Consider the following 26,700-nt stretch of genomic DNA (forward strand, 5'->3'; position numbering starts at 1 on the left):
GTGGAGCCGAACAGGAGAAGTATGGGGTCGTGAGGGGGTGTGGTCTGCGGAATCGCAGGTATACCTACGTACCCAGATTTGAGATGTCGATGCCTGCCGACAACAGGATCACCACGACCACGGTCAGGGTGGTCAGAGCGATGGGCCTGCTGCCGTGATGCCAGTGCCCTCGGGCCAGCGCGTGATGGCGCACGGTGCTGATGGCGGCGATTCCGAGCACGACCGCGGTCGCGATTAATGACGCCCCCGCGGTCTGTTTGTGGATGAGTGCGTGGGTCAGAAATACCGCGGCGGTTCCGGCTGCGGCCAGCCCGGTGCGAAGCCACGCCAGCGCCGTACGTTCGACGGCGTGAGTCTCGGGGTCCGTCCTCATCGATAGAAGACGGCAATCGACGCCAGGATCGCGACGAGTCCGATGCTGACTGCGAGCAGGGGCACCAGCAGGGTGCCCTTGAGGGGTTGGTCCCGGTCCATCCGGTCTTTCACATCGCGCCAATGAACATATGCGCCGATGGACACCACCACTGCCAGGGCCAGGCAGGATGCCGCCAATACATGTCGGACCCCGGCGTGGTGAAACGGTTGGACGAGGGTTTGTACCGCCACGCCGCCGGCGAGTAATCCGAGGGCGGTCCGGATCCACGAGAGGAACGTGCGCTCGTTGGCCAGCGTAAAGCGGTAGTCGATCTCGTGATCTTCGTGCGGTTCTGTCACCCCGACCAACTTACCGAGCGTGAGACCGGTGGCGGGACGAGTTGGATTCTCCATATCTATCATTTAAAAAACGATCGTATTTAGTTCGATAGGTAATATGGGGCGCATGAAGATTTTGGCGTTGGGTGGAGCAGGGGCGATGGGGGCTGTCGCCGTGCGGACCGCTCGAGAAATACCGGGCATCGAAGAGATCGTCATCGCCGACCGCGACCTCGGCGCGGCCGAAGGATTGGTGCGGCAGTTGGGGGCGGGCCGTGTACCGGTCCGGGCTGTTCAGGTCGACGTCACCGATGACGCGGCATTGCGCGCCGTCCTGGGGACGGTTGACCTCGTACTGAATACCGTTGGGCCATACTTCCGTTTCGGGCTGACGGTGCTGCTTGCGGCGATCGAGACAAGAACGCACTATCTGGACATCTGCGACGACTGGGAGCCGACGTTGCAGATGCTTGAGCTCGATGAGACGGCGCGCGAATACGGCGTCTGTGCGGTGATCGGTATGGGCGCGAGTCCGGGAATCAGTAACCTGCTTGCCGCCACGGCCGCAGCGGAATTCGATTCGATCCACGACATCTACACGGCGTGGCCCGTGGACGTCGGCACCGACGGGGACGACACCGAAGGCAAGGCTCAGTTGCTCGGCTCCGGTGGCAGGCCAACTGCTGCGGCGGTGCATTGGATGGAGCAGGCCAGCGGCACCATCACCGCGGTGGGGGACGGGCAGCTCGTCGAGCAGCGTCCGCTGGCCCCTGTCGCGTTGGACCTGCCCGCCGGACATCGGGGTACTGCCTACTCGATCGGCCATCCGGAGCCGATCACGCTGCGGCGCAGTCTGAAACCGATCGGCACCGTTCTGAACCTCATGGTCATCAAACCGTGGACGGTGGCCTATCTCGACACGCTGCGTCGTGATATCGACACCGGACTACTTACGCGGGAACAGGCCGCTGCGGCGTTCGCGGTCCCCGGAATGCGGCGTGCGGTGCGCTCGGCCTATGCGGCTGTTCGCTTGCGGGGGCCCGGGACCCTGCCACCGTTCTTTGCCGCAGTCGTCGGTGAACGGGGCGGAGATCGTCATACCGCGCTTGCGCGCCTGAATCTAACCGGACCACAAGCACAACCGATGAGAAGCGCGTTACGTGACATGGCCCGCATCACCGGTGTGCCCCTGGCCCTCGGGATGGCACAGGTGATCGATGGCACTGCGCGCCGCGTGGGAGTTCACCCGCCCGAGGCGGTTATCGAGCCACGGCGGTTCTTCGCCGACCTTGGGACGGCGCTGGGGTGTGCGCCGGGGATCCCGCCGTATCTGGTTGAGCATGCGCCGCGGCCCTGATTCGTTCGGCGGTTCACCGAACGTAGGATGATTGAACACAATACAGCGGCTTTCATGAGGTGAACGTTTGGACATCCAACACGTCCTGAACTCCGATATCTCCACCCGCAGCGTCGTCGAGAGCATGATCCGTGAGGACGCGACGATTTCCGCCGGCGAGCTCTACGACGTCGCCGGCATCTTGGGCATGAGCGACCAGCAGGTCCGATTGTGTGTCAAACGCCTTGTTGCCGAGGGCCGTTTCACGCAGGAGGGGCGGGGGCGCAGGGCGATTCTGTATGCGACGGGGGCGACGAGGAACTCACTGGAACCGGACCTGGAATACGTGCGCTACATGTACGAGCAGGATCGCGGCCTCGCACCGTGGGATGGGTGTTGGCACCTCATCGCATTCGCGGTACCCGAATCGGCCCGTACGGCACGCGATGCCATGCGCGACGCGATTCTGCGGTTGGGAGGTGCGCCGATCCAGGGTGGCTTGTATGTGTGCGCCAATGCCTGGGAAGCCCGGATCGCGGACACCGCCGAACAACTCGGCGTGACCGAGCACGTGACGTCGTTCACCACGACCGACCTCGCACTGGGTGGCCGATCGGAAGCTCGAGAGCTGGCCGACCGACTCTGGCCGGTCGACGCAATCGCCGAGCGCCACCGCAGGCTGCTGGCGGTGGCCGAAGCTGTTCTTCCCGCGATTCGCACGGCGTCACGAACCGAACTACTCACTCTCGCCGTGGCGCTGGCGGCAGAGTTCACACGGGCGGTTGAACCCGACCCGCTCCTGCCGCCGCAGCTGCTCCCACAGCCGTGGGTGGGCGCGGCCGCGCGTGCGGCGGTCGCCGCGTGCTGGGCAGAGCTTGCGAAAACCGAAGCCGAACAACCAATCCGATTGTTCGGATGGTATGCCGATGCGATTCAGCAGATCATCTGAACGGCGCTGTGCGCCGCATCCGAGCCAGTGCGACACCGCCCAGCACGGCGCCGAGAAAGGTTAGTGCGAACCAGAACCAGCTCCATGACGGTGGCAGCGGAAACAGCAGGGACACCGCCAGGGCGTACGCGCCGACCGCTAGGTGAAGGCGCAGCACACCGTGAAGACTCGCCAATGTCACCGCAGAGGTGATGCGCCGCAAGACAACCAACTTGGCGGTGAACATTCCGAGCAGAAAAGTCAGTCCGAGCAGCTGGACCCACAGCGGCGGGGCGCCCGTCCACGGTGAGGAAAACGGCAGCGTCGCCGCCGCGAGTAGCACCGCACCCGCGGCCTCGCAGAACGTCAGCCGTCGTATGAGGACCCCACTGCTCATCACGTTCAGCGCACCGGCTGCCTCGCAACGTAATTCCGTAGGTTTTCCAGGTAGCCGGGCGCGTAGAGCGAACGTGGGAACAGCACCGCGACCATCGTCGAGCGCCAATTCTGATCGTTGTCCAAATCGGCCTTCACGATGTTGTGTGATGCGTTGGGGTAGCGCTGCACCGTCAGCTGCTGTGGCGGCAGGATCCGACGGTAGATCTGTTCGGTCTCGTCGACATCGACATTCAGATCGTCGTCGCCGACTGCGAGCAGAACCGGCGTCGTGACGAGCGGCAGGATGTCGGTGACATCGGACCGAAAATTCTTGCGGACGAAGTTCCAGCGATCGGCGGACATGGGATCAGAATCCTGCTGCGCCGCAAGGTACTGCTCGTAGGTCGCGTCGTCACGCAGTAGTCGCAATCCCGTCTCGCGGCGATTCAACGCGGTGGCGATCTCGGATTCGGAGGCGCCACGGTGTCGAAGATCGGCGAGTAGGTGGTATCTCCCTTGTCGTAGCCAATTCACCGCTGCGCCAACGAGAATCACGAACTGTAGATCCGGCCGGCGCGAGGCGATCTCGGGTACCACCCATCCGCCTTGGCTGATACCCCATATCCCGATCCGCCGCGGGTCGATATCGGTGCGCTTGCGCGCCCAGTCGATCGCTTCCTCCGCTTCGTTGGCCCGGTCGTGCATGCTTTGATTCAGCCAATTACCCGGAGCGCCTTGGATTCCCGGCTTGTTCCAGGACAGCGAGGCATATCCCGCCTTGGCGAATGATTCCCAGATCGGTTCGTAGAAGCCGTCTCGTGTCGCATTCGCCGCGCCGTCGCCGTGCACGAACACGACCAGCCCGAACGGGGCGGCGCCGTGCCGGGGTAAGGCGAGTATCGCCTGAAGTGGCCCAGTCGAGCCGGGGATGGTCACCTGTTGCGTCCTGATCGCGAAGTCGTTCGCGCAGATCACCCAGCCACCTGTGCCCAGTATCAGTGCGATGACGCAAACCACGGTGATGAGGAGCCGCGCGCGCCGGCGATTCGACCGAAAGGAGGCACCAAAACTATCGAACACTAGACGATCGTATATGAATCAATATTTATGTGGAACGTGTCGTCACATCAGACGCGCCCGTGGCGGAGCGCCGTGCCAGCGCGTGTAGGCGTGCGTGAATGCCGCGGGTTCGGAGTACCCCAGACGGTCGGAGACTTCTTTCACGGTGAGCCCGTTGGCGAGGAGCTCCTTGGCCAGGGTCTCGCGTACCTCGTCGAGCAGTGCCCGATAGGAGGTTCCCTCGCGTGCCAGCCGACGGTGCAGCGTGCGCTCGGCGATGTGCATGCCCGCGGCGATGTGGCCCATGGTGGGCACCTGCCCGGGGACTCGAAGCAGCTGGTGGCGCACCTCACCGGCGATACCGTCACGGGAGCGCCGTTGTTCGAGAAGCTCCTCGCACTGGCGCACGCACAGGGCGGCCGTGTGCGGATCGGCGGTCGGCAACGGTGCCGCCAGCAGCTCGGTGGGAAACACCAGCGCGTTTCGCGGCGATTCGAACTCGACGGCGAGTAGCTCGGCCAGGAGGCGCAGGGGCGTGTCGGGACCGCTCCGAAGCTGCACGCGTGCTCCTACCGGCATCGCGCCGCCGAACAGGATGGGAACTATGCCGGCGATCGCCGCCAGATCGCGTTCCAGTAGAAACCGGCGGACATCGGGCGGGATGTCGCTCTCGTCGAGATCGAAAATGCTGTCCGCGTCGCCGATGGTCAGCGTGAAGCGGTGAAATGTCGAACTGAGCTGACTGAAACGTAACCCGACCGCGAGCGCGTCGCGCATGGTCGGGCTGGACAGCAGTGCGAATCCCAAGATTCCAGCACTGGCGATTTGATAACGGGTACCCACCTCGATCCCGAGCCCCACCGGATCTCCCGTGAGCGCCAACAAGTTCCGCACGATCTGCAGTTCCTGAGCCCCGCTCACGACGGCATCGGGCCCTACCAGGTCGGCGTCGGTGAGGCCCGTCTCCGTCAGGCATAGGTCCGTGCCGAAACCGCGGTCTCTGGCCGCTTCGACGAGGTTCCGTGTCGCGGTGGGCGAGCGCGGATAGTCCCAGAATGGGCGACCACCATCATCGGGCACTGTCCGAATTTATCAAGTCTTTGGCGGATGAAGTCATTCAATGCTGGATGTGCGATCAATACGTTCAGGCCATGGCAAGGACGTCTGATCACATGTTCGGGCAGGTGGCGGTCATCACCGGCGGCGCCAATGGCATTGGTGCCGAGGTGGCGCGGCAGCTATCGCGGCGGGGAGCTTCGGTGGCGGTGCTGGATCGGGACGCAGCCCGGGCGGATGCACTGGCTGCTGAGTTGGGGGACGGGGTGGCCGGGTTCGCCGCCGATGTCACCGATCCCGAATCGATCGCCACGGCAATGGACGCTGTTGTCCAACGATTCGGTGGAATCGACATCGTGCTCGCGAACGCGGGCATTGCCGGGCCCATCGCGACGGTCGCGAGCGTTCGGCCGCAGGAGTGGCAGCAGGTGATCGATGTGAACCTGGTCGGTGTGTTCCACACCGCACGGATCGCTATTCCGCACGTTCGGGCGCGACGCGGATACGTGATGGTGGTGGCCTCCGCGGCGGCCGGGCTCCCGGGTCCGACCTTCAGTGCCTACATGGCCGCTAAGTGGGGTGTCGAGGCGCTGGCGCGCGCATTGCGAATCGAGCTGTCCGATAGTGGAGTCGGTGTCGGTATCGCGTATTTCGGGCTGATCGACACCGAGTTGGGGAATTCGATAGCGGGTAACCACGGTCTTGGGGCCATCATGTCCACCCTCCCGGATTTTGTTGGGAAGGCTGCTCCCGTCAGCACCGCCGGCACGGCCATTGTCGAGGGCATCGCACGGCGCAGCCGTCGGGTGTACGCACCTCGCTGGGTGCCGCTGCTGCTGGACCTGAGGACGGCCGTCTATCACCTAGACGGACTTCTCGGCCGAAATAGACGACTACGGAAGGCGATTCGCGAAGCGGATGCGGGGGTAGCGGCATGATGCGCCGGTCACCCTCTGTCGCGATCGTCGGAGCCGGCATGTCCGGTCTGTGTATGGCGGCAATGCTGCACCAGGCGGGCATTACCGATGTCACCATTCTAGAGAAGGCGGATGAGGTCGGCGGCACCTGGCGAGACAACACCTACCCCGGCCTGAGCTGTGATATCCCTTCTCGTTTTTACCAATTCACCTTTGCGCCGAAGCCGGACTGGTCCAGGTTCTTCTCGCCAGGGGGCGAAATCGGTGAGTACTTCCGGCGCTTCGCCACCGAGTTCGACATTCGCCGACGCATTCGGTTCGGCACCACGGTCACCGAGGCCCGCTTCGAGGACGGCCGGTGGCGGGTGCGGACCGATCAAGGCGATGTCCTGGTCGTCGACTTCTTGATCTCGGCCACCGGTATCTTGCGGGAACCGCGATATCCGACCATCAACGGACTCGCCGATTTCCACGGGCCGGTGATGCATTCGGCGCGCTGGGACCACTCCTTCGACCCCAAGGGAAAGCGCGTCGCGGTAATCGGTACCGGATCGACGGGGGTTCAGATCGTCTGCGGCCTCGAACCGGTTGTGGGCGAGCTGAAACTGTTTCAGCGCAGCGCCCAATGGGTGGTGCCGGTCCCCAATCCGTCCTATACGAAGTTGGCGGACATGGTGCGGGCCAAGGTGCCCATCCTCAGTGCGGCGGCGTACCACGGATACCGCAGTGTGTTCGAATTCCTTGCCGCGGCGTTGGTTCGTCCCGGCTGGCAACGCCGCCTGATCTCGGCACTGTGCAGGGCCAACCTGCGGACCGTGGCGGATCCGGACTTGCGGCGCAGGCTCACCCCGGACTACCAGCCGATGTGTCGCAGGCTGGTGATATCCGCGGGCTTCTATCGCGCGATGCAGCGTCCCCATGTCGCACTGGTGGACACGGCGATCGATCACGTCGAAGAACAGGGGATAGTGACTGCCGAGGGTCGGCTACACAAGGTGGATGCCATGGTGCTGGCCACCGGATTCGATGCACATGCTTTCATGCGCCCGATGAATCTTTTTGGGCAAGAGGGTATTACGATCGACGAGCTGTGGTCCGACGGGCCCGTGGCGCATCTGGGGGTGGGCCTGCCGGGGTTCCCCAATTTCTTCATGCTGATGGGTCCGCATAGCCCGGTGGGCAACTATTCACTCACCGCGATCGCCGAGCACCAGTGCGAGCACATTCTGCGCTGGGTCCGCCGCTGGCAGGACAACCAGATCGACGCGGTGGCACCCTCCGCCGCTGCGACAGCGGCTTTCAATTCCGAGATGCGGGCCGCCATGCCGGGCACGGTCTGGGCCACGGGCTGCACCAGCTGGTATCTCGGTAAGGACGGCGTACCCGAACTGTGGCCATGGACGCCCGATGCGTATCGCCATCGACTGGCCGCCGAACCGAACCTATCCGACTACGACCTGGTGATGGGGGATGTCAGAACCTACTCGACGACCTGACATTCGTACCCGCCTCCTGGCGTGGTTGCTCTACGTTCTCCTGTGGCCGGTCACTACCGTGCTCCCCGCCAACCGGCTGGCAATCCTGGTGGCCCGTGGGGCAATCCATATCGCGTGTCTGGCCAGCATTCCCGTGCGTGGCACCGCTGTTCGGCGACAAGACGGGCCGGTTCGTGGTGAGTGGGTCACGGCGCCCGCCGCGGAGTACGGCGCTGGGGTCATCCTGCTGTGCCACGGGAGCGGTTACGCGATCTGCTCTCCCCGGACTCACCGCGGGTTCGCGTCATACCTGTCGCAGTACTCGGGGCTGCCGGTTTTCACCGTGCAATACCGCAGAGCACCCGAATCTGTTTTCCCCGCGGCAGAAGACGACGTTTTTGCCGCGTACCGATGGCTCCTTTCTCAGGGCTACCGGCCCGACCAGATCACGGTCGCAGGCGACTCTGCGGGAGGGCACCTGGCGATAACACTGTCCGCTCGTGCGATGGCCGAGGGGGTGTCGCCACCGGCGTCGCTCGCGTTGTTCGGCCCGCTGATCGATCCTTCGTTCGCCGCGTCCTTCACGGATACCCGGATCACGGGAAACCCGTTCAACCCCCGCGGTGCGCGTCGAATCCTCGCGTTGTACGTGGCAGATCACGATATCGCCGACGCCAGGTTGTCAGTGCTCAACGGCGACCTGGGAAATCTGCCTCCGGTGCAGTTGCACTACGGCAGCCTGGAGGTCATGCGTGCCGATGGCGAGCAGTTCGCGCGGCAGGTGCGTGGTTCCGGGGGAAGCTGTACGGCGTACGAATGGCCGGGGTTTGTCCACGGTTACTGGATCGTCCCTGGACTCCTGCCGGAGGCTCGTCGCAGCGTCGAGATCGCGGCACGATTCCTGGAGAGCTCGGTGGTCGCGTAACCCCTCACAGGAAACTCACAGTGGCGACCCAGTTGCGTCAGAGCGGGGGGCACCATTGTCACTCCTGTGACCAGTGTGATGCAGCCGATCGACACCGCGACGGCACCGACCGCAGTACTCGCGTCGACCCTCGACATCGTGATCCCCGTCTACAACGAGGAGAACGACCTGGAGCGGTGCGTGCGCAGACTGCACGCGTTCCTTGCCAACGAGGTTCCGTACACGGCCCGCATCACCATTGCCGACAACGCCAGTACCGATGGCACTCTGCAGATCGCGCACCGGCTTGCTGCCGAGCTCGACCATGTCGACGTGCTGCATCTGGAGGAGAAGGGGCGGGGGCGGGCGCTGGCCGCTGCGTGGCTGTCCTCGGACGCGGAGGTTGTGGCGTACTGCGATGTGGATTTGTCCACCGACCTCAACGCACTGATGCCGCTCGTCGCACCCCTGATCTCGGGGCACTCGGATGTCGCCTACGGTTCTCGGCTCAACCGCAACTCGCGAGTGGTCCGTGGGCCCAAGCGCGAATTCATCTCACGCACCTACAACCTGATTCTGCATGCCTCGCTGCAGGTCCGGTTCTCCGACGCGCAATGCGGATTCAAGGCGATCCGTACCGACGTGGCGCGTCAGCTCCTCCCGTTGGTCGAAGACAAGGAATGGTTCTTCGACACCGAACTGCTGGTGTTGGCCGAGCGGGTTGGGCTGCGTATCCACGAGGTACCGGTCGACTGGGTGGATGACCCGGACAGTCGCGTCGACATCGTCGACACCGTTCGCAAGGACCTGCTCGGCATCTGGCGGCTGGGCCGCGCACTCATGCTCGGTACCCTGCCATTGGACGAGCTGCGTCACAGCCTCGGCCGTGAGCCGCTCGTCGAGGGTGTGCCTGCCGGCATGGTCGGCCAATTGGTCCGGTTCGGAATCATCGGTGTGGCAAGCACATTGGCCTATGCCCTGTTATTCCTGGTCCTGCACGGGGCGGTGGGGGATCAGGCCGCCAACTTCCTGGCGTTGCTCATCACCGCGGTGCTCAACACGTCTGCCAACAGGTTTTTCACCTTCGGCGTGCGGGGTCGGCGTGACGTGGCCAAGCATCAGTTCCAGGGACTTGTCATCTTCGGCATCGGATTGGCCCTCACCAGCGGTTCTCTGGTGGCCATGCACCACCTGGTCCCGGACGCCTCCAAGCATCTGTTGCTGATCGTGCTGACCGTGGCCAACCTCGTTGCCACCCTCGTTCGGTTCGTCGGATTGCGGTGGGTGTTCCGAAGCGCGAGCACTCGCTAGTGCGGGAACAGTCCCGGGAGCGGATCAGCGTTGCTTTCCTGTTGGTCGGCACCGCGGCAGCGTATCTGGTCAACCTCGGCTCCAACGGCTGGGCCAATTCCTTTTATTCTGCTGCGGTGCAGGCGGGTTCGGTCTCGTGGAAGGCCGCGTTCTTCGGATCCTCGGATGCCGCCAACTCGATCACTGTTGACAAACCGCCGGCTTCGCTTTGGCTCATGGAACTTTCCGCGCGCATCTTCGGGCTCAGTAGTTGGAGCATTCTGGTGCCCCAAGTGCTTTTGGGTGTGGCCTCAGTCGGGCTGCTGTATGTGACCGTTCGCCGGTACTTCGGCCATGGGCCGGGTCTGCTGGCCGGCCTGGTGCTCGCGGTGACACCGGTGGCGGTGCTGATGTTCCGATTCAACAACCCGGACCCGCTGTTGGTCCTGCTGATGATCGCCGCGGTATGGACGATGCTGCGCGCTATCGAGGACGGCCGCACCCGCTGGCTGCTCCTCGTCGGCGCGCTGGTCGGATTCGGCTTTCTGACCAAGCAGCTGCAGGTGCTGCTCGTCATCCCGCCCATCGCGCTGACCTATCTGATCGCCGCGCCGGTAGGTATCGGGAAGAGGCTGGCGCAGCTCGCCGGATCTGCTGCCGCGGCGGCGGTTTCGGCAGGTTGGTGGATAGTCACAGTGGAGCTGTGGCCTCCGGGCTCACGCCCGTGGATCGGCGGATCGCCAGACAACTCGATTCTGGAGCTCACCCTCGGCTACAACGGGTTGGGTCGACTCAACGGCAACGAGAAGGGTAGCGCGTCCGGTCCGCGCGACGAGATGTATGGATTCGGTGGCCATTTCGGGAGTGAACCGGGGTTCGGCAGGTTGTTCCAACCGGCGCTCGGCGGGCAGATCGCCTGGCTGCTGCCGAGTGCGGTGGTCCTGGCGGTGCTGGGATTGGTCTTGCTGCGCAAGGAATCCCGAACGGACATGCGTCGTGCGGTGCTGATTGTTTTCGGGCTGTGGGTGCTCACCACCGGCACCGTCTTCAGCTACATGCAAGGGATCTTTCACCCCTACTACTCGGTGGCGCTGTCGCCCGCAGTCGCCGCACTTGTGGGAGCGGGTGCGTCCATCGCCTGGCGAGAGCGTGAACGGTCTTGGGTGCGTTGGTTTTTGGCGGCCACATTGTTGCTCACGGTGGTGATGGCCTGGGTCTTGCTGGGGCGTTCCCCGGAATTTGTGCCCTGGCTGCGCTGGGTGATTCTGGTCCTGGGGCTCGGCGCTGTCATCGGCATCGTCTTGCGCAGGTATCCCAAGGCTGCCGCCGCCGCCGCGCTCATCGTGGCGTTGGCCGGTCCGGTCGCATACTCGGTCCAGACCATCGCGACTCCACATAGTGGAGCGCTTCCCTCGGCCGGGCCCGAGGTCAAGGGCGGCGGGTTCCCGGACTTCCCGGATATGCCGGAGCGAGAGCATCGTTCGGAATTCGAAGCCGGTTCACAACGTGGCGGCGGTTTGCTCGATGGTAGTGATCCTGGCCCCGATATCGTTGCCGCGCTGGAAGCCAACGCGGATCGTTACACCTGGGTGGCCGCCGCCGTCGGCTCTAACAAGGCGTCTGGGTATCAGCTGGCCACCGGTCGGCCGGTGATGCCCATCGGTGGATTCAATGGGACCGACCCATCACCGACACTGGCGCAGTTTCAGCAATACGTGGCCGACGGGCAGATCCATTACTTCATCGATGGGGAGGGCGGTGGCCATGGTGGCGAGGGATTCAGTCCCCCGGGCAGTGAGACCTCGAAAGCCATCCAGGAATGGGTGCAGCGCACGTTCGTCAAACAGACCATCGACGACGTCGACGTCTACAACCTCACGGTGCACTAGCACCCGGTCGAGTGGGAACCTGACGCGGCTTTGTGGTGATTTTCCACGTCAGGTTCCCACTCCGGGCATAAGGCTGTGAATCAGAGACGCTCGACGACCCAGTCGATGCACTGCGTCAGCTGGGAGATGTCCTCGGGGTCGATGGCCGCGAACATCGCCACCCGCAGCTGGTTGCGGCCCAGCTTGCGATACGGCTCGGTGTCCACCACACCATTGGCGCGCAGCACCTTCGCAACGGCGGCCGCGTCCACGTCGTCGTTGAAGTCGATGGTGCCCACCACCTGTGAGCGCTGCGCCGGGTCCGCCACGAATGGTGTGGTGAACGCGGTCGCTTCGGCCCAGGAGTACAGCCGCGATGCCGAATCGGCGGTCCGCTTGGTGGCCCAGTCCAGGCCGCCGTTGCTCAGCAGCCAGTCGATCTGATCGGCCAGCAGCAGCAGCGTGCCGATGGCCGGCGTGTTGTAGGTCTGGTTCTTGAGGCTGTTCTCCACGGCGATCGGCAGCGACAGGATGTCGGGCACCCAGCGTCCGCTGCCGCCGATCTCCTCCACCCGCTCCAGGGCGGCCGGGCTCATCAATGACAGCCACAGCCCGCCATCGCCGGCGAAGTTCTTCTGCGGCGCGAAGTAGTACGCGTCTACTTCCGACAGATCCACCGGCAGTCCGCCGGCGCCGGAGGTGGCGTCGATGAGCACCAGCGCGTTCTCGGAGCCGGCCGGACGCTGGACCGGAACCATGACACCGGTCGAGGTCTCGTTGTGCGCCCAGGCGATCACATCAACAGATGGATCCGAGACCGGAGCGGGAGCACTGCCCGCATCGGCGACCACCTTGATCGGGTCGCCGACGAACGGGTTCTTGGCCACGCAGGAGGCGAACTTGGCGCTGAACTCACCGAAGGTCAGGTGCAGCGACTTCTCGCGGATCAGGCCGAACGCGGCGGCGTCCCAGAACAACGTGGAGCCACCGTTGCCGAGGATTACCTCGTAGCCCTCGGGAGCCTTGAACAGCTCCTTGAGGCCCTCGCGGACACGGCCGACGAGGTTCTTGACGGGTGCTTGCCGATGCGACGTACCGAAAAGGGCGGCTCCGGCATCCACGAGGGATTGCAGCTGTTCGGGCCGCACTTTGGAGGGGCCGCAGCCGAAACGTCCGTCGGCGGGCAGGAGGTCAGCGGGGATGGTCAATTCAGCCACGGCTACCAGCCTAAACGGTGACCCATTGAGACCTGCCTCACGCAAAACAAAGCCTGCAGAGAACGTCACATGGGACGTTTCGTCCCAAACCTAGATTGGGCCTTCCCGCCCTGTTTACACTCGCCCAGAGCTTGTAGACTTCCAAGTAGCCCCAGAACGTAAAAGTTTGCAGGTCCGTTACCGCGTCTTTGGACGAATCAAAGGAGATAAAGCCATGTCGCTCCGCGAGAAGCTCCGCGCGAAGAAGGAAGTCCGTGCCGACGCGAGCTACGTCCAGGTGCTCGAGACCCTGTCGCACGGCTCCACGAACCGGAACTTCGATCCCTTCATCGATATCGACTGGGATAACCCGGAGTATGCCGTCGTCCCCAATGACCCGCGCTGGGTGCTTCCGCACCGGACCGACCCTTTCGGCCGCCACCCCTGGTACCAGGCGCAGCCGCTGGAGAAGCAGATCGAGATCGGCATGTGGCGTCAGGCCAACGTCGCCAAGGTGGGTCTGCACTTCGAGAGCATCCTGATCCGCGGTCTGATCCAGTACGCGTTCAGCGTGCCCAACGGCTCACCGGAGTTCCGGTACCTCAATCACGAGTCCATCGAAGAGTGCAACCACACCCTGATGTTCCAGGAGATGGTCAACCGCCTCGGTGTCGACGTGCCCGGCATGCCGCGCCTGCTGCGCTGGCTGTCCCCGTTTGTTCCGCTGGCCTCCACGCCGTTCCCGGAGATGTTCTTCGTGGGCGTGCTCGCCGGTGAGGAGCCCATCGATCACACACAGAAGAACGTGCTGCGCGAGGGTGACAATCTGCACCCGATCATGAAGCGCGTCATGGAGATCCATGTGGCCGAGGAAGCCCGGCACATCTCCTTCGCGCACGAGTACCTGCGTAAGCGTGTACCGGCCATGCACTGGTTCAACCGATTTGTGTTGTCGATCGCCACCCCGATCACGATGCGGGTGTTGATGGGCGCCATCATGACGCCGCCGCGCAGCTTCGCCAAGAAGTTCGACATCCCGCAGGACGTGATGAAGGAGATCTTCTGGAAGAGCCCGGCATCGCGGCAGACGATGAGCGAGGTCTTCTCCGACGTGCGGATGCTGGTCCGGGAAACCGGGATGATGAACCCCGTGGCCAAGCTGGTGTGGCGGGTGCTGCACATCGATGGCCGCGCAGCCCGTTACCGCAGCGAGCCGCAGCGCGGCCCGCTGGTGAACTACTCGGCTCCCGAAGCCGCAGTGGCTGATTCACACAGCGCTGTTCCCGCCTGATGCCGCACGTCGTTACCCAGGCGTGCTGTAACGAGGGCTCGTGCGTTTACGCATGCCCGGTGAACTGCATCCACCCCACGCCGGATGAGCCAGATTTCCTCAAGGCGGAGATGCTGCACATCGACGCGTCCGCGTGCGTCGACTGCGGTGCGTGCGTCGCGGCTTGTCCCGTCGATGCCATCAAGCCGGACTCGGTGCTCAAGGAAGAGCAGCTGCCCTTCCTGCGGATCAACTCGGAGTTCTATCCGCGCGAAATCCCCCGCGCCAGTTTGGCTCCGGTCATCCAGGCACCGCCCGTCCGTTCCAGCGGGCGCGGGCTGAAGGTGGCCATCGTGGGCTCCGGCCCCGCGGCCATGTACGCCGCCGACGAACTGTTGACCCAACCGAACGTGAAGGTCAGCATGTTCGAGAGGTTGCCTGCTCCTTACGGTTTGGTGCGTGCCGGGGTGGCCCCCGATCACCAGCAGACCAAGCGGGTGACCAAGCTCTTCGACACGATGGCCGCGCAGCCCAACTTCGAGTTCTTCCTGAACGTCGAGGTAGGCAAGGACGTCAGCCATGACGAACTGCTGGCGCATCACCATGCGGTGATCTACTCCGTCGGGGCCTCCTCCGATCGTCGCCTGGATATCCCGGGGATCGAATTGCCGGGCAACGCCACCGCCACCGAGGTTGTCGCGTGGATCAATGCCCACCCCGACTACAGCGACTTCCGGGTTAACCTCGACCACGAGCGTGCCGTCGTGATCGGTAACGGGAACGTGGCCCTGGACGTGGCGCGTGTGCTCACCGGGAGCACCGACCGCCTTGCACGTACGGATATTTCGGACACCGCCCTGACCGCGTTGCGCAACAGCGCACTGCGCGAGGTGGTCATCGTCGGGCGCCGTGGACCGGAACACTCCGCGTTCACGCTGCCCGAGCTGCTTGGTCTCGTGGGGCTGCCCGATATGACAGTGGTGATCGACGAGGAAACCGCCAAGCTGGTCGACGAGGCGCTGCAGACGCATCTGGAGCCCCTGACCCGGCAGAAGCTGGAGGTGCTCAGCACCTGCCCGCGTGAGGCGCGTGAGCCGGGCGGCAAGACCATCCGGTTCGCCTACAACCGCACCCCCGTCAAGGTGCTGGGGGAGGGTCACGTGGCGGGCATCGAGTTCCAGCACGGCGATGCCGCCGACACCATCGACACGGGCCTGGTGCTCACCTCGATCGGTTACCGCGGAGTGCCGATGCCCGATGTGCCGTTCGACAATCAGCGTGCGGTTATCCCGAATGAGCAAGGGCGCGTGACGGATCCGGCCACCGGCAAGGCGCATCCCGGAACCTATGTGGCGGGATGGATCAAGCGCGGTCCGACCGGGTTCATCGGGACCAACAAGTCCTGCTCACAGCAGACCATTACCTCGCTGGTGGAGGACTACAACAACGGGCTGCTCGCCGATCCCGTGCAACGGCTGTCGGGCTTGTCCAAGCTGATCCAGCGGCGCCAGCCCACGATTGTCGATCACGACGGCTGGCTGGCGATCGACCGTGCGGAGATCGCGCGCGGCAAGGGCGAGGGCCGTCCGCGTGACAAGTTCGTCTCGGTGCCGGAAATGCTTCGCGTAGCCGCGAACGCCCCACAACCACCGTTGTGGCGCAAGGCGATCCGCGGATCGGCGTTGGAAGAGCTGCTCCGGTAGGGCTTACTCGCCGCCGCTGGCGACGTACTTCTTGAGGTCTTCGGGGTTGACGATCTTCACCGGTTGACCCAACGACCACAGGTGTCCGAACGGGTCTTTGATGACGCCGAAGCGGTCGCCCCAGAACTGGTCTTCGAGTGGCATCTCGATGCTCGCTCCGGCGTCGACGGCACGGCTGAACCACTCGTCGACATTGGGCACCGTGAGGTGGATGGTGACCGGGGTGCCGCCGAGGGCGGTGGGCGTGCTGGACTTGCCGTCGTTGTACTCGGGGAAATCGTCGTTCATCATGATGGTCGTGCCGTTGATCTTGACGGCGGCATGCATCACCTTGCCGTCGGGAGTCTCCAGTAGGCCGAGCTCTTCGGCGCCAAAGGCGTTCTTATAGAACTCGATCGCCGCGCGGGAATCCTCGACGATGATGTAGGGAGAGACGGAGGGTTCTACTGGTGGGAGGTCGGGAGGGGTCATAGGCCCCACCCAACCACCTCACGCGTAGTGACGCCAGAAGTTCAGGTTATGCGTCTACCCGAGACCGCAGCAGCCCGAACCCTTCCACGGACTCGATGGGACGCGGCCCGGGTCCGACATACAGTGCGGCCGGCCGCACCAGCTTGTCGAGACGCTTCTGCTCCAGGATGTGCGCACTCCAGCCCGCGGTGCGGGCACAGGTGAACATCGCCGGCATCATCCGGGTCGGTACCTGCGCGAAGTCGAGAATGACCGCCGCCCAGAACTCGACGTTGGTTTCGATGACGCGGTCGGGACGACGTTCACGCAGCTCGGTGAGGGCGGCCTGCTCCACAGCGGCCGCCACCTCGTAGCGGGCGGCGTCGAGGCGCTTGGCGGTGCTGCGCAGCACACGCGCCCGCGGATCCTCGGCCCGGTACACCCGGTGGCCGAAGCCCATGAGCTTCTCGCGCCGATCGAGGATGCCCTTGATGACACCGCGGGCGTCGCCGGTCTTTTCCGCCTGCTCGATCATCGGCAGTACGCGAGCGGGTGCGCCACCGTGCAGCGGACCGCTCATCGCGCCCACCGCACCGGAGAGAGCGGCGGCCACATCGGCACCGGTGGAGGCGATGACCCGGGCGGTGAACGTCGAGGCGTTCATACCGTGTTCGGCGGCCGACACCCAGTAGGCGTCGATGGCCTCGATGTGCTTGGGGTCGGGATCGCCCTGCCAGCGAGTCATGAAACGTTCTGTGACGGTGGAGCATTCGTCGATCAAACGTTGGGGTACGGCGGGTTCGGCGTTGCCTCGTGCGGACTGGGCGACGTACGAAAGCGCCATCACCGAGGCGCGGGCGAGCTGATTTCGCGCTATGGATTCCTCGGTGTCCAGCAGCGGTTCAAAGCCCCAGATGGGTGCGAGCATCGCCAGCCCGGCCTGCACGTCGACACGGACGTCACCGGTGTGAACCGGGATGGGGAAGGGCTCGGCCGGCGGGAGACCCTGGCCGAACTTGCCATCGACCAGCAGTGCCCACACATCACCGAAGGTCACCCGTTGGGCGACCAGATCCTCGATGTCGACACCGCGGTAGCGCAGGGCTCCGCCGTCCTTGTCGGGCTCGGCGATTTCGGTGGCGAAGGCGGTCACGCCCTCCAGTCCAGGTGCGAAATCCGCTGGTAGCGGCGCTGCAACCGTCATGATTCTCGACTCCCTACCTGTGGGTAACAACTCGGTAAAGGCGATTCTTGCACCTGCAAATAAGGGTGATTCTTAGTCACCTCGATCTCTCTTAGACGCTCGCCTGTAGCGTGATTTTCGTGACCGAATGGCTGCGCTCGGACTACCGTCCCGGAGAAAAGGACGGCAGTGGTGATCTGGATGTCGATTGGCTTGCCGAAGGCTGGCTTCCCCTGCTGCGCAAGTGGTTTGACCTTGCGGTGTCCTCCGGTATCCCCGAACCCAATGCGATGGTGCTTGCCACCGTCGATGACGGCCGGCCCGTGACGCGCACGGTGCTGTGCAAGGGGTTCGACTCGGCAGGTGTGACGTTCTTCTCAAACTATGACTCCGCCAAGGGGCGCCAACTCCAGCAAGCGCCCTATGCGAGCGTCACCTTTCCCTGGTACGCGCTGGGGCGACAGGTCCACGTGCGTGGTGCGGTGACCAAGGTCGATCCGGCCCAGACCGCCAACTACTGGACGAACCGTCCGCGCGGATCGCAGTTGGGAGCCTGGGCCTCACAGCAGTCGGCACCCATCGAATCGCGCGCGGCACTGTTGGCTCAGCTTGACGACGTCACTGCTCGGTTCGCCGATGTGGAGACGGTGCCGGTGCCCCCGCAGTGGGGCGGTTACGTGATCGCTCCCGAGACGGTCGAGTTCTGGCAGGGCCGTGAAAACCGCGTACACAACCGGATTGTCTTGCATGACGGACGGATTGAGCGGCTGCAGCCCTGACATATGTGGATCACATTGCTGGTGATGGCCCTTGCGGTCAGTTTCGAACCGTTCCGATTGGGCATGACGGTGCTGATGCTGAATCGGCCGCGCCCACAGCTGCAGCTGCTGGCGTTTCTGTGTGGTGGATTCGCCATGGGCACGACAGTGGGGCTCGTGGTGCTGTTCACCTTCCGGCACGTGTCGACTGGTTCGGCGCAGTTCACATTGCCGCGAGTGCAGATCGGCATCGGGGTGGCGGCACTGCTCGTCGCCGCGTTACTGGCGTCGCGAGTGCGGGGCCCATCCTCAAATGCGCAGTTGGACAAGGTCACCGGACGCATTCAGTCCATCGCGACGGGCGGATCGCTGTGGGTGGCATTGGTTGCCGGGCTGGGAATCGCGCTGCCCTCGGTCGACTTCCTGGCCGCGCTGGCGGTGATCGTGGCCTCGGGCACCCCGGCTGCCACGCAGGTCACCGCCTTGCTGATGTTCAACATCATCGCCTTCGCGCTGATCGAGGTTCCGCTACTGGCTCATGTTGTGGCGCCGGAGCGCACGGCCGAGGTGATGGCGAGGCTCAACAGCTGGATACAGTCCAACCGTCGCCGCAACATCGCGCTGGTGCTGGCCGTGGTCGGATGCGTGCTGCTCGCCGTCGGGTTAGCCGCGATCTGACGGCATTCGCCAGTCGCGTCGGGGTCAGGAAACTCCGACGCGGGTGTCCGAGTCCAGTCGGGTGAACTCGTCCTGGAGATACTGCTCGACGCAGGCCGCGCGCCGGATTTTGCCGCTCGTCGTGGTGGGAAGCGACCCGGCCGGCACGAGCACAAGGTCTCCGACATTCACGCCATGGGCGTTGGCTATCGCCGAGGTGACCTCGCTCTTGATCTCATGGAGCCAGTGCGCCACCGATTCGTCGGAATCTGCGCGTTTCTTGAGCTCGATGACGGTCACCAGCTTCTCGGTGCTGTCGAACGGGACCGATATCGCCGCGACTCGACCGCGCGTGATCTCTTGAACCGTCGCCTCGATGTCCTCGGGGTAGTAGTTGCGCCCGCGGATGATCAGCAGGTCCTTGATGCGGCCGACGATGAACAGCTCGCCTTCGGAGATGAACCCGAGGTCACCGGTTCTCAGCCAGGGGCCTTCCGGAGTGCCGGGCGACGGCTCGGTCACCTTCGCACCGAAGCACCGCTGTTCCTCGGGTGACTTGCGCCAGTAGCCGGAGGCGACATTCTCGCCGTGCACCCAGATCTCGCCGACTGCCTCCGGCGGGCACTCTCGGTGTGTGTCACTGTCGATGATCCGTACCGTGGGGGATTGCGGCACATGGTATTTGACCAGCGCCGTGCCGGTCCCGGCCGGGCAGCGCCGCACGCGGCCCGCGGACAGCTCTTCGACATCGAAATGAGCAGCTGGCTTGGTCTCGCTCCAGGTGCCCGAGGCCACGAAGACGGTCGCCTCGGCCAGCCCGTAGGACGGACGCATCATGTGGTCCTGGAAGTTGAAGTGCGCGAACCGATCGACGAAGCGGCGCAAGGTGGCCTGCTCGACGCGTTCGGCCCCGCTGATGATGCCGAGGACTCCGCCCAGGTCGAGCCCGGCCAGATCGGCGTCGGTCGTCTTGCGGGCCGCCAGATCAAAGGCGAAGTTGGGTGCCGAGGACCATGCGTGCGGGTTCTTGGCCAGTGCCCGCACCCACCGTGATGGGCTCTCCAAGAACGCGATAGGGCTGGTCAAGTCGGCGCGGTAGCCACCCAGGATCGGGGCGCAGACGCCCAGCACCAGACCCATGTCGTGATAGAAGGGCAGCCAGGACACGATGGTGGCGTCCGCCGGGATCCGGGAACCGGTGTCCACGAAGAAGCTGCGCATCAACTGTTCGAAATTTGACTGAAGGTTGCGGTGCGACAGCACGACGCCGGTGGGTGTTCGGGTAGAACCCGAGCTGTACTGCAGGTACGCGATGTCCGGTACGTCGGCCGGTGCGATGCTCGGCCCGCCGTCGACGTCGAGCCGCAGTGCGTCGATCTCGATGATCTTGGGGGCGATCTCAAGGCGCGACTGGTCGACATAGTCGCCCACATCCGAGGAAACCGCCGAGGTAGTGAGCACCACCGAGGGCGAGGTGTCATCGAAGACGGCGCTCACCCGGTCAAGGCTCGAACCGCGGTGCGGCAGCGGGAGCGGCACGGCGATCAGGCCGGCCTGCATGGAACCCAGGAAGGCCAGGATGTACTCAAGGCCTTGCGGAGCCAGGATCAGCGCCCTGTCGCCGACCGCCGCGTGCTGGCTGAGTTCGCGAGCCGTGTTGAAGGTGCGACGCGACAACTGTGACCAGGTGAGGCTCTCGGCGACACCGGTCGGGCTGTGGCTGTAGTCGGTGAAGGTGAATGCGATGTCATCCGGGCGCAGGCTCGCCCGGCCGTGCAGCATCGACAGGATGGATGACTGGGTTGAAGGTGTCATGGTGTCACGTCCGTACTAATTGGGAGGGGCTGAGCGTGTGCCGTTGCCCAGCACGGCCAGAGCGCCGCTGGTGATCTGTGAAAGCGGATCGGCACCGCCGCCGAATGTCGCTTGCGAGGCCGGAGCCGTGACCTTGGCGGGGTCAAAACCGCGCACCGGGTCCACTGCGATCGGCGCCGTCGCCGGGTCATCGTTACGGGAGTAACCCGCATCCACTCGAGGCTGCAGTATTGCGTCGAGCCTGTTCAGCGTCTCCTCGGGAACGCCGAGGTATTTGAAACCCAGCACCAGGGGAAGGTGCTGTTCGGGGATGAAGTACGTCGTCGTCGTTCCTCCCCGGGAGTTGACTTCCGTCCGGATGTTCTGCGGCGGAACCATTTTCGGATTGGTGAAGGCAATCGCCGTATGGCCGGTGGCCAGACCCGCGATGGCATTGGCAACCGCAAACAGGTTGTCCGGTCGGTCCGGCCAGTCCGCGATGCTGTCGTACGCGGAGATGAATTGGTCGGTGTGGTACTGGCTTTCGACCGGAGCCGGCACGGTGTAGTCCATGAACGGCACCACCGATCCGGGTGCGAAGTTCTGCGTCAGGAAGCTCTCACCGAACGGGTGCCGCGCGACCGGATCGCCGAACGTCGCGAACGTCAGTGAGTCCGGCGCCGGCGCGGTCGGATCGCTTGCCAGCGCTGATTTGACGGCGTTGAGGACGAGTGCCCCTTCGGAGAGCCCCATCGCGGTGCCAGGACCGCCGGCGCGAATGGCGTTTTCGAGGTTGGGTTCCCCGACGTCGATCGACTCGCCGATGCTGGGGCCGTCCAGACCAAGGCCGGGCATGATCTTTTCCCCGACCGGGCCGATGCCGGGGAACAGACGCTCCAGGGTGTGCCCCTGGACCTGCCCAGCGGGGTACCAGATGTTTTCCCGCTTCATACCCGGGAACCAGTCCTTACCGGTCATCCGGATGTACTCGTCATAGGGGATGCCGAGCACGTGCGCACCGCCCAGGGCATATGCGGTCCGATCCGGCGATACCGGCGCGGCCATCGCAGTCCCGTCTGCCGCGATTCGGGGGATAGGCGGTCCGGGCACCTGTGGGTCATCGGCGACAGCGGACGGGATGCCAAAACAGCCTGTCATGCTGGCGACTACCAGCAGGGCCGCTCCTGCGAGGAGGTCTTTCATCCGTGCTCCTGACCGCTCGGCTTCATTTTCAGTGTCACATACATTTCTGGTGCTAGCCCGCCTGCGTCGCGGGTGCTGCGGGTGGCGGTGACGTCACCGACGGTCTCTGGCGCTTGCTGACCTGTGACGGCCACCAGTTGGCCCATCCCACCAGTGCCGCGATGGCGGGCACGGTGATGGTTCGGACGACGAAGGTGTCCAGCAGAATTCCCACGCCGATCACGAAGCCGCCCTGGACCACGATTCCAATGCTAGAGAACAGCAGGCCACCGACCGACGCAGCGAAGATCAGCCCGGCCGCGGTGATCACGCCACCTGTGGAATTCAGGGCGCGGATGATTCCGTAGCGCACACTGTTGGTCGACTCGTCCCGCATTCGTGACACGAAGAGCATGTTGTAGTCGGCGCCCACCGCGACCAGCACAACGAAGGCCAAAGGCGGCACGGTCCAATGCAACTGCTGGCCGAGCAGGAATTGGAACGTGAGGACCCCGATGCCGATGGCCGCGAAATAGGACAGCACCACCGACCCGACGAGGTACAGGGGTGCGACGATCGCCCGCAGCAACACCATCAGTGTCAGCAGCACGACGATGAGTGTCGCCGCGATGATGAACTGGATGTCGTGCTGGTAGTAGTCGCGCGTATCGCGCAAGGCAGTCGGAAACCCGCCCATCGATATCGTGGCGTCGGCCAGTGTGGTGTTGGGCTGGGCGCCCTTGGCGACATCGCTGATCTGGTTGACCTGATCCATCGCCTCGGGGCTGAACGGGTTGAGCTTGGTCTGAACGAGGTACCGCACGGAATGGCCGTCCGGTGAGATGAACGCCTTGGCCGCCCTTTGGAAGTCCGGATTGTTCAGCACTTCGGCGGGAATGTTGAATCCCGCTTGCGCCGGGTCCGCGGCGTTGGTCTTCATCGTCAGCAGGAAGGCCGATGCCTGGTTGAGTCCGTTGACGATCACCTTGATCTGCCCGACGAGCTGATCCACACCGCCGGCCACCTGCTGGCTGCCGCCGGCCAGGCGGTCGGCGCCCTGCCGCAGCTGGTTGAGTCCGGCTTGCGGACCGCCGGGCTTGTCCAGGCCCATGGCCTGCAGCCCGTTCATGACGCTCATGAGCGAGGCGTTGAGCTTGGTCACCGTCGCGGAAAGTGTTGCCTTGTTGCCCGGTGAATTCCCGAGCTGATGGGCGAGCTGATTGATTTCGTCGAGGCGTCCGCTGTTGCGTTCGCCGACGAGTCGCTCGAACTGGCCGCGGGTGGTGGCGCAGGAGACATCGGCATCGCAGACCGGGTTGGCCTGTAATGCGTTCAACACGGGATTGATCCAGGCGAACATGTCCTTTGCGGCGGAGAATTTCCACCCCATGTCATTGGCGAGCGCGTTGATGGCGTCGACGAGCTTAGCGGCGTTGTCCACGTTCCGCACCAGTTCGTCGCCGCCCGATTTGGTCTTCAGCGAGTTGGACGCATCGAGCAGGCTCTGCAGGCCGGGGACGATCTTGTTGAGCTGGGTGCGCAGGTCGCCGAGGCTGCCGGCCAAAGTGTTGGCGCCGGCGGTGAGCCGGTTGAGGTCGCTGCTGCGCTGGCTGATCTGGTTGGAGCCGTCGGCCAGCCGGCTGCCGACGAGCCCTGCCTGATAGGTGGCCCGGAACTCGGGCGGCACCTCACCGAGTGGCCGGGTGACACCGCTGACCAGGCCGACGTCGGGCAGCTGGGCGATGCGGGACGCCATCTGTTCCAAATCGGCGAGAGCCTGTGGGGTGCGTAGGTCACGCGGCGATTGGATGAGGATGTATTCGGGGATGGACTGGCTGAGCGGGAAGTGCCGTTCCAGCGCGGTGTACCCGACCGAACTGGGCGCAGACGGCGACACGGCCTTGCGGTCGTCGTAGTTGTAGCGCGCCAGTAGCGCGCAGCTCCCCAGCAGGGCCAGCACCACCACACTGGCCACCAGATGTGGAATCGGACGACGAACGATGCGTATGCCGGACCGCCGCCAGAACTGGGCGGTGAGTTCGCGCCGTGGCCTGACCCAGCCGCGTGGTCCGGCCAGCACCAGGATTGCGGGCAGCAGGGTCATTCCGGACAGGTATGCGACACCGATTCCGATGGCCGACGACACTCCGACCGTTTGGAAGACGCCCATCTTGGCGAAGCTCAAGAGCAAGAAGGTGATACCCACCGTCGTGGCGGATGCGGTGATCACCTTTCCGATCGACATCATCGCGGCCCGGACCGCCTGGTCGTAGGTCTTACCCGCCCGCAGATAGTCGTGATAGCGACTGATGAGGAAGACCGCATAGTCGGTGCCTGCGCCGGCCAGGATCGCGCTGAGGAACACGATGGACTGGTTTGAGACGCCTGCCCCGGTCAGCTGCGAGTAGGCAGCCACCACGGACTGCGCGATTACCAGCGAGGACCCGATCGTCACCAGCGGAAGCATCATCGTCAGTGCGCTGCGATAGACCAGCAGCAGTACCGCGAGCACCAGGATGGCGATCGCGAGTTCGATCGGTAGACGGTCCTGTTGTCCTGCGACGGTGAGGTCGGCGACCGTGGCCGCCGGACCGGTGATGTGCACGGTCGTCGAACTGCCCTCGACGCTGCGCTGGATGAGGCCGGTAACCCGGTTGTAGGAGTCGAAGGCCTTGGGCGTGCCCAGCTCGCCCGCAAGGCCGATCGGCAGGATCCAGGTCTTGTTGTCCTGGCTAGTCAGAAATTTTCGCAGTTCGGGCGTGCCGATGAAGTCCTGGACCGACACGACGCTGGTCAGGTCGTGTCGGACCGCATCCACCACCTTGCGGTAGGTCGCGGTGTCCTCGGGCCCCAGTCCGTTCTCGTTGATGAACACGACCAGGAGCAGGTCGTCATTGCTCGATTCGTGAAACGCCTCGGTCATCTTCTTGGCGGCGACGCTCGACGGAGCATCGGCCGGCAAAATGGCGAGCGGATGCTTCTCCGCCATTTCGGTCAGTGAGGGGAAGGTCAGCGGCAGGGCGATGGCCAGCGCCACCCAGGCGCCTATCACCGCCCATGGCCATCGCACCACGAGATCGGCTAGCCGCCGCATATCTTCCTCACCCTCACTTTGATGTCGCTCAAGCTACGCGACGCGTCCCCAGTGACCGGTGTCCGCGACTCGCCCGCACACCGACTTCATGGCCTCCATGTAGCGCAGTGCCGACTTCTCGGCGATGGGGTTGTCGGGATGCATGATCGCCATCGCAGTCCCTTCCCCGTACCGGAATATGTAGATGGTCAACTGATAGGAGAATCGGCCGTCCGGATAGATGCCGATGTTGTCGGCAAGGCCCAGCTCGCCCGCCGCCAGGATGGCGTTGAGCGGAGCGGCGCCACCGTGGAAGAAGTTCGACACCGGAAAGTTCGGTTCCGGCCACTTCAGCCACGGCGCCAATTCCAGGACCCGGTAGTACGGCACCCGGGACATGTCCAGACTCGAATCGAAGGCGGTCTGTGCGGCGTACGCCGCCTCGTTGAAAGAGGTTGCCGCGATCGGAACGGTGATCGGGATCAGGCCGGTAAACCAGCCTTGCGTCATGAAATTGTCGCTAGCTGTACGCGAATCCCTCGGAGTCAGACCGTAATAGGTGACCGCCCCTGTGAATTCGTGCTCGACCAGACCGAGGCAGGCGAACAGACCACCGACAAACCGTGACCCGGCAGTCGAGCAGGCGGACTCGAATCGGTCCGTCTGCTCCGGGCTCATCAGCGACAGCGAGGTCATGGTGCTGGTGGTCGCCTCGGCCGGATTGCCCAGCGGAAGCGGGAACTCGGGAAACGTCCCATTGTTGTTCTCGGCAAAGTCGATCCACGCGCGCACCCCGGGCGAATCCAGGGTTAATGCCGATGTGAACTCGCGCTCGCGAGTGCAGAAGTCGTCGAAGCTGCCTGCGTCGGGAAGCGTGAGGGCCTGCCCTCCTCCGCTCAACGCGGAGTACATTCCGTTGGCTTCCATCATGGTGGTGCCGATCAACGTCGCATCACCATGTACGTGATCCATGGCAGCGAAGAACGTGAAGTGGTTCTCGCTCTGGATGATTCCAAAGGTGAAGCATCCCCATTCCAGTGGGCTCGGTATGTCGATGACGTGGTTGCGTATTTCATCGACCGTCATATGCCCTTGTGTTACAGGCTCGAACTCGATTTCGCTTGGATCGCTGATGGAGTGCCGTACGAACGTGCCGTCCTCGGCGCGCTCGAACCAGCTGCGGAAGGTGTCATGCCTACGCAGGTACGCGTTGAGGGCATGGTCCATCGCGGAGATGTCGCACTGACCCGCGACATCACAGCTGGCGATAATTTGGCGCGAGAAGTTTAGGCCAGCTTCGTTCCGTTCGTAGTAATTTCGCAGATGTTGGCTCTGCATGTAGCTGACTGGCACCAAACTCACAGGTGCTTGCCGGGCCTTCTCGGCCGCGGCCGAGGTGGCGTGCCACGAGGTGACGGAGCCGGGGCTCAACGTCCATTCATCAAGTGCGCCAACAGTTATCGTGCCTATGCGCAAAGCGCCGTCCTCTCGCTCGGCCGGCCCCGCTCCGGCATCTCTCGTCGGTGGCCC

At 64.2% G+C, this 26,700-nt stretch carries 23 protein-coding genes; 11 read left to right on the plus strand and 12 right to left on the minus strand.

The window, feature by feature from the left end:
- Positions 1-64 precede the first annotated feature (64 nt).
- Positions 65-373, minus strand: coding sequence for a DUF202 domain-containing protein (locus MSTE_RS04095; protein ID WP_096499218.1), 309 nt, complete (start codon positions 371-373; stop codon positions 65-67).
- A complete protein-coding gene (locus tag MSTE_RS04100; RefSeq protein WP_408645857.1) occupies positions 370-768 on the minus strand; it encodes a YidH family protein in 399 nt (132 codons plus the stop codon). The genes MSTE_RS04095 and MSTE_RS04100 overlap by 4 nt, the downstream gene beginning before the upstream one ends.
- 52 nt (positions 769-820) lie before the next feature.
- On the opposite strand from MSTE_RS04100, the gene MSTE_RS04105 reads away from it, so the two are divergent.
- Both MSTE_RS04105 and MSTE_RS04110 read left to right on the plus strand, forming a co-directional pair.
- A complete protein-coding gene (locus MSTE_RS04105; RefSeq protein WP_096499220.1) occupies positions 821-2,050 on the plus strand; it encodes a saccharopine dehydrogenase family protein in 1,230 nt (409 codons plus the stop codon).
- Between the two features lie 67 nt (positions 2,051-2,117).
- A complete protein-coding gene (locus MSTE_RS04110) occupies positions 2,118-2,978 on the plus strand; it encodes a PaaX family transcriptional regulator C-terminal domain-containing protein (RefSeq protein ID WP_096499222.1) in 861 nt (286 codons plus the stop codon).
- On the opposite strand, the gene MSTE_RS04115 is transcribed toward MSTE_RS04110, so the two are convergent.
- The 3 genes from MSTE_RS04115 to MSTE_RS04125 all read right to left on the minus strand — a co-directional run bounded on the left by MSTE_RS04115 (position 2,971) and on the right by MSTE_RS04125 (position 5,474).
- Positions 2,971-3,354 carry a hypothetical protein gene (locus tag MSTE_RS04115; protein ID WP_096505405.1) on the minus strand — a complete coding sequence of 128 codons (384 nt, stop codon included), beginning with the start codon at positions 3,352-3,354 and terminating at the stop codon, positions 2,971-2,973. The genes MSTE_RS04110 and MSTE_RS04115 overlap by 8 nt on opposite strands.
- A 5-nt stretch (positions 3,355-3,359) precedes the next feature.
- Positions 3,360-4,358 (minus strand): alpha/beta hydrolase family protein, encoded by a 999-nt coding sequence (locus MSTE_RS04120; RefSeq protein ID WP_408645903.1) that lies wholly within the window; start codon positions 4,356-4,358, stop codon positions 3,360-3,362.
- A gap of 99 nt (positions 4,359-4,457) precedes the next feature.
- Entirely contained in the window at positions 4,458-5,474 is a 1,017-nt protein-coding gene (locus MSTE_RS04125; protein WP_096499226.1) for an AraC family transcriptional regulator, read from the minus strand.
- Between the two features lie 71 nt (positions 5,475-5,545).
- Here MSTE_RS04125 and MSTE_RS04130 point away from each other — a divergent pair, with 71 nt between their 5' ends.
- From MSTE_RS04130 to MSTE_RS04150, 5 genes are all read left to right on the plus strand, one after another.
- Positions 5,546-6,388 (plus strand): short-chain dehydrogenase/reductase, encoded by an 843-nt coding sequence (locus MSTE_RS04130; RefSeq protein ID WP_096505407.1) that lies wholly within the window; start codon positions 5,546-5,548, stop codon positions 6,386-6,388.
- On the plus strand, positions 6,385-7,863 hold the full coding sequence (locus MSTE_RS04135) for a flavin-containing monooxygenase (protein ID WP_096499228.1): 1,479 nt from the start codon (positions 6,385-6,387) through the stop codon (positions 7,861-7,863). Before MSTE_RS04130 ends, MSTE_RS04135 begins: the two co-directional genes overlap by 4 nt.
- A gap of 58 nt (positions 7,864-7,921) precedes the next feature.
- Positions 7,922-8,767, plus strand: coding sequence for an alpha/beta hydrolase (locus MSTE_RS04140; RefSeq protein WP_231896984.1), 846 nt, complete (start codon positions 7,922-7,924; stop codon positions 8,765-8,767).
- A 66-nt stretch (positions 8,768-8,833) separates the two neighbouring features.
- Positions 8,834-10,057, plus strand: coding sequence for a bifunctional glycosyltransferase family 2/GtrA family protein (locus MSTE_RS04145; protein WP_096499232.1), 1,224 nt, complete (start codon positions 8,834-8,836; stop codon positions 10,055-10,057).
- Positions 10,057-11,925 carry a glycosyltransferase family 39 protein gene (locus MSTE_RS04150; RefSeq protein WP_096505409.1) on the plus strand — a complete coding sequence of 623 codons (1,869 nt, stop codon included), beginning with the start codon at positions 10,057-10,059 and terminating at the stop codon, positions 11,923-11,925. Before MSTE_RS04145 ends, MSTE_RS04150 begins: the two co-directional genes overlap by 1 nt.
- An 80-nt stretch (positions 11,926-12,005) precedes the next feature.
- On the opposite strand, the gene serC is transcribed toward MSTE_RS04150, so the two are convergent.
- Positions 12,006-13,121 (minus strand): phosphoserine transaminase, encoded by a 1,116-nt coding sequence (serC, locus tag MSTE_RS04155; RefSeq protein ID WP_096499234.1) that lies wholly within the window; start codon positions 13,119-13,121, stop codon positions 12,006-12,008.
- A gap of 214 nt (positions 13,122-13,335) precedes the next feature.
- On the opposite strand from serC, the gene MSTE_RS04160 reads away from it, so the two are divergent.
- Positions 13,336-14,391, plus strand: coding sequence for an AurF N-oxygenase family protein (locus MSTE_RS04160; RefSeq protein ID WP_057966592.1), 1,056 nt, complete (start codon positions 13,336-13,338; stop codon positions 14,389-14,391).
- Positions 14,391-16,073 (plus strand): FAD-dependent oxidoreductase, encoded by a 1,683-nt coding sequence (locus tag MSTE_RS04165; RefSeq protein WP_157997628.1) that lies wholly within the window; start codon positions 14,391-14,393, stop codon positions 16,071-16,073. The genes MSTE_RS04160 and MSTE_RS04165 overlap by 1 nt, the downstream gene beginning before the upstream one ends.
- 3 nt (positions 16,074-16,076) lie before the next feature.
- On the opposite strand, the gene MSTE_RS04170 is transcribed toward MSTE_RS04165, so the two are convergent.
- Both MSTE_RS04170 and MSTE_RS04175 read right to left on the minus strand, forming a co-directional pair.
- On the minus strand, positions 16,077-16,544 hold the full coding sequence (locus tag MSTE_RS04170) for a VOC family protein (RefSeq protein WP_096499238.1): 468 nt from the start codon (positions 16,542-16,544) through the stop codon (positions 16,077-16,079).
- A 46-nt stretch (positions 16,545-16,590) separates the two neighbouring features.
- A complete protein-coding gene (locus MSTE_RS04175; RefSeq protein WP_096499240.1) occupies positions 16,591-17,727 on the minus strand; it encodes a citrate synthase 2 in 1,137 nt (378 codons plus the stop codon).
- 110 nt (positions 17,728-17,837) lie between these two features.
- Here MSTE_RS04175 and pdxH point away from each other — a divergent pair, with 110 nt between their 5' ends.
- Together pdxH and MSTE_RS04185 are read left to right on the plus strand one after the other, a co-directional pair.
- Positions 17,838-18,485, plus strand: coding sequence for a pyridoxamine 5'-phosphate oxidase (gene pdxH / locus MSTE_RS04180; protein WP_162291363.1), 648 nt, complete (start codon positions 17,838-17,840; stop codon positions 18,483-18,485).
- A 3-nt stretch (positions 18,486-18,488) separates the two neighbouring features.
- Positions 18,489-19,142 (plus strand): GAP family protein, encoded by a 654-nt coding sequence (locus tag MSTE_RS04185; protein ID WP_070941989.1) that lies wholly within the window; start codon positions 18,489-18,491, stop codon positions 19,140-19,142.
- A gap of 24 nt (positions 19,143-19,166) precedes the next feature.
- On the opposite strand, the gene MSTE_RS04190 is transcribed toward MSTE_RS04185, so the two are convergent.
- From MSTE_RS04190 to MSTE_RS04205, 4 genes are read right to left on the minus strand one after another with little or no spacing between them, the layout of a single operon-like run.
- Positions 19,167-20,936, minus strand: a complete 1,770-nt coding sequence (locus tag MSTE_RS04190; protein WP_096499242.1) for an AMP-binding protein — start codon at positions 20,934-20,936, stop codon at positions 19,167-19,169.
- 15 nt (positions 20,937-20,951) lie between these two features.
- On the minus strand, positions 20,952-22,118 hold the full coding sequence (pe, locus tag MSTE_RS04195) for an acyltransferase PE (protein WP_096499244.1): 1,167 nt from the start codon (positions 22,116-22,118) through the stop codon (positions 20,952-20,954).
- Between the two features lie 52 nt (positions 22,119-22,170).
- Positions 22,171-25,191 (minus strand): MMPL/RND family transporter, encoded by a 3,021-nt coding sequence (locus MSTE_RS04200; RefSeq protein ID WP_096499246.1) that lies wholly within the window; start codon positions 25,189-25,191, stop codon positions 22,171-22,173.
- Positions 25,192-25,224: 33 nt separating this feature from the next.
- Positions 25,225-26,646, minus strand: a complete 1,422-nt coding sequence (locus MSTE_RS04205) for a condensation domain-containing protein (RefSeq protein ID WP_096499248.1) — start codon at positions 26,644-26,646, stop codon at positions 25,225-25,227.
- Between the last annotated feature and the right edge of the window lie 54 nt (positions 26,647-26,700).

Source organism: [Mycobacterium] stephanolepidis (assembly GCF_002356335.1).
GTDB classification, from domain to species: domain Bacteria; phylum Actinomycetota; class Actinomycetes; order Mycobacteriales; family Mycobacteriaceae; genus Mycobacterium; species Mycobacterium stephanolepidis.

What these genes read in the sequence shown, in the direction of transcription:
- MSTE_RS04135 (WP_096499228.1), top strand. Translation starts at nt 6,385, where the DNA reads ATGATGCGCCGGTCACCCTCTGTCGCGATCGTCGGAGCCGGCATGTCC.
- MSTE_RS04185 (WP_070941989.1), top strand. Translation starts at nt 18,489, where the DNA reads ATGTGGATCACATTGCTGGTGATGGCCCTTGCGGTCAGTTTCGAACCG.
- MSTE_RS04165 (WP_157997628.1), top strand. Translation starts at nt 14,391, where the DNA reads ATGCCGCACGTCGTTACCCAGGCGTGCTGTAACGAGGGCTCGTGCGTT.
- MSTE_RS04130 (WP_096505407.1), top strand. Translation starts at nt 5,546, where the DNA reads ATGGCAAGGACGTCTGATCACATGTTCGGGCAGGTGGCGGTCATCACC.
- MSTE_RS04170 (WP_096499238.1), bottom strand. Translation starts at nt 16,544, where the DNA reads ATGACCCCTCCCGACCTCCCACCAGTAGAACCCTCCGTCTCTCCCTAC.
- MSTE_RS04100 (WP_408645857.1), bottom strand. Translation starts at nt 768, where the DNA reads ATGGAGAATCCAACTCGTCCCGCCACCGGTCTCACGCTCGGTAAGTTG.
- MSTE_RS04200 (WP_096499246.1), bottom strand. Translation starts at nt 25,191, where the DNA reads ATGCGGCGGCTAGCCGATCTCGTGGTGCGATGGCCATGGGCGGTGATA.
- MSTE_RS04095 (WP_096499218.1), bottom strand. Translation starts at nt 373, where the DNA reads ATGAGGACGGACCCCGAGACTCACGCCGTCGAACGTACGGCGCTGGCG.
- pe (WP_096499244.1), bottom strand. Translation starts at nt 22,118, where the DNA reads ATGAAAGACCTCCTCGCAGGAGCGGCCCTGCTGGTAGTCGCCAGCATG.
- MSTE_RS04175 (WP_096499240.1), bottom strand. Translation starts at nt 17,727, where the DNA reads ATGACGGTTGCAGCGCCGCTACCAGCGGATTTCGCACCTGGACTGGAG.
- MSTE_RS04105 (WP_096499220.1), top strand. Translation starts at nt 821, where the DNA reads ATGAAGATTTTGGCGTTGGGTGGAGCAGGGGCGATGGGGGCTGTCGCC.
- MSTE_RS04115 (WP_096505405.1), bottom strand. Translation starts at nt 3,354, where the DNA reads ATGAGCAGTGGGGTCCTCATACGACGGCTGACGTTCTGCGAGGCCGCG.
- MSTE_RS04160 (WP_057966592.1), top strand. Translation starts at nt 13,336, where the DNA reads ATGTCGCTCCGCGAGAAGCTCCGCGCGAAGAAGGAAGTCCGTGCCGAC.
- MSTE_RS04190 (WP_096499242.1), bottom strand. Translation starts at nt 20,936, where the DNA reads ATGACACCTTCAACCCAGTCATCCATCCTGTCGATGCTGCACGGCCGG.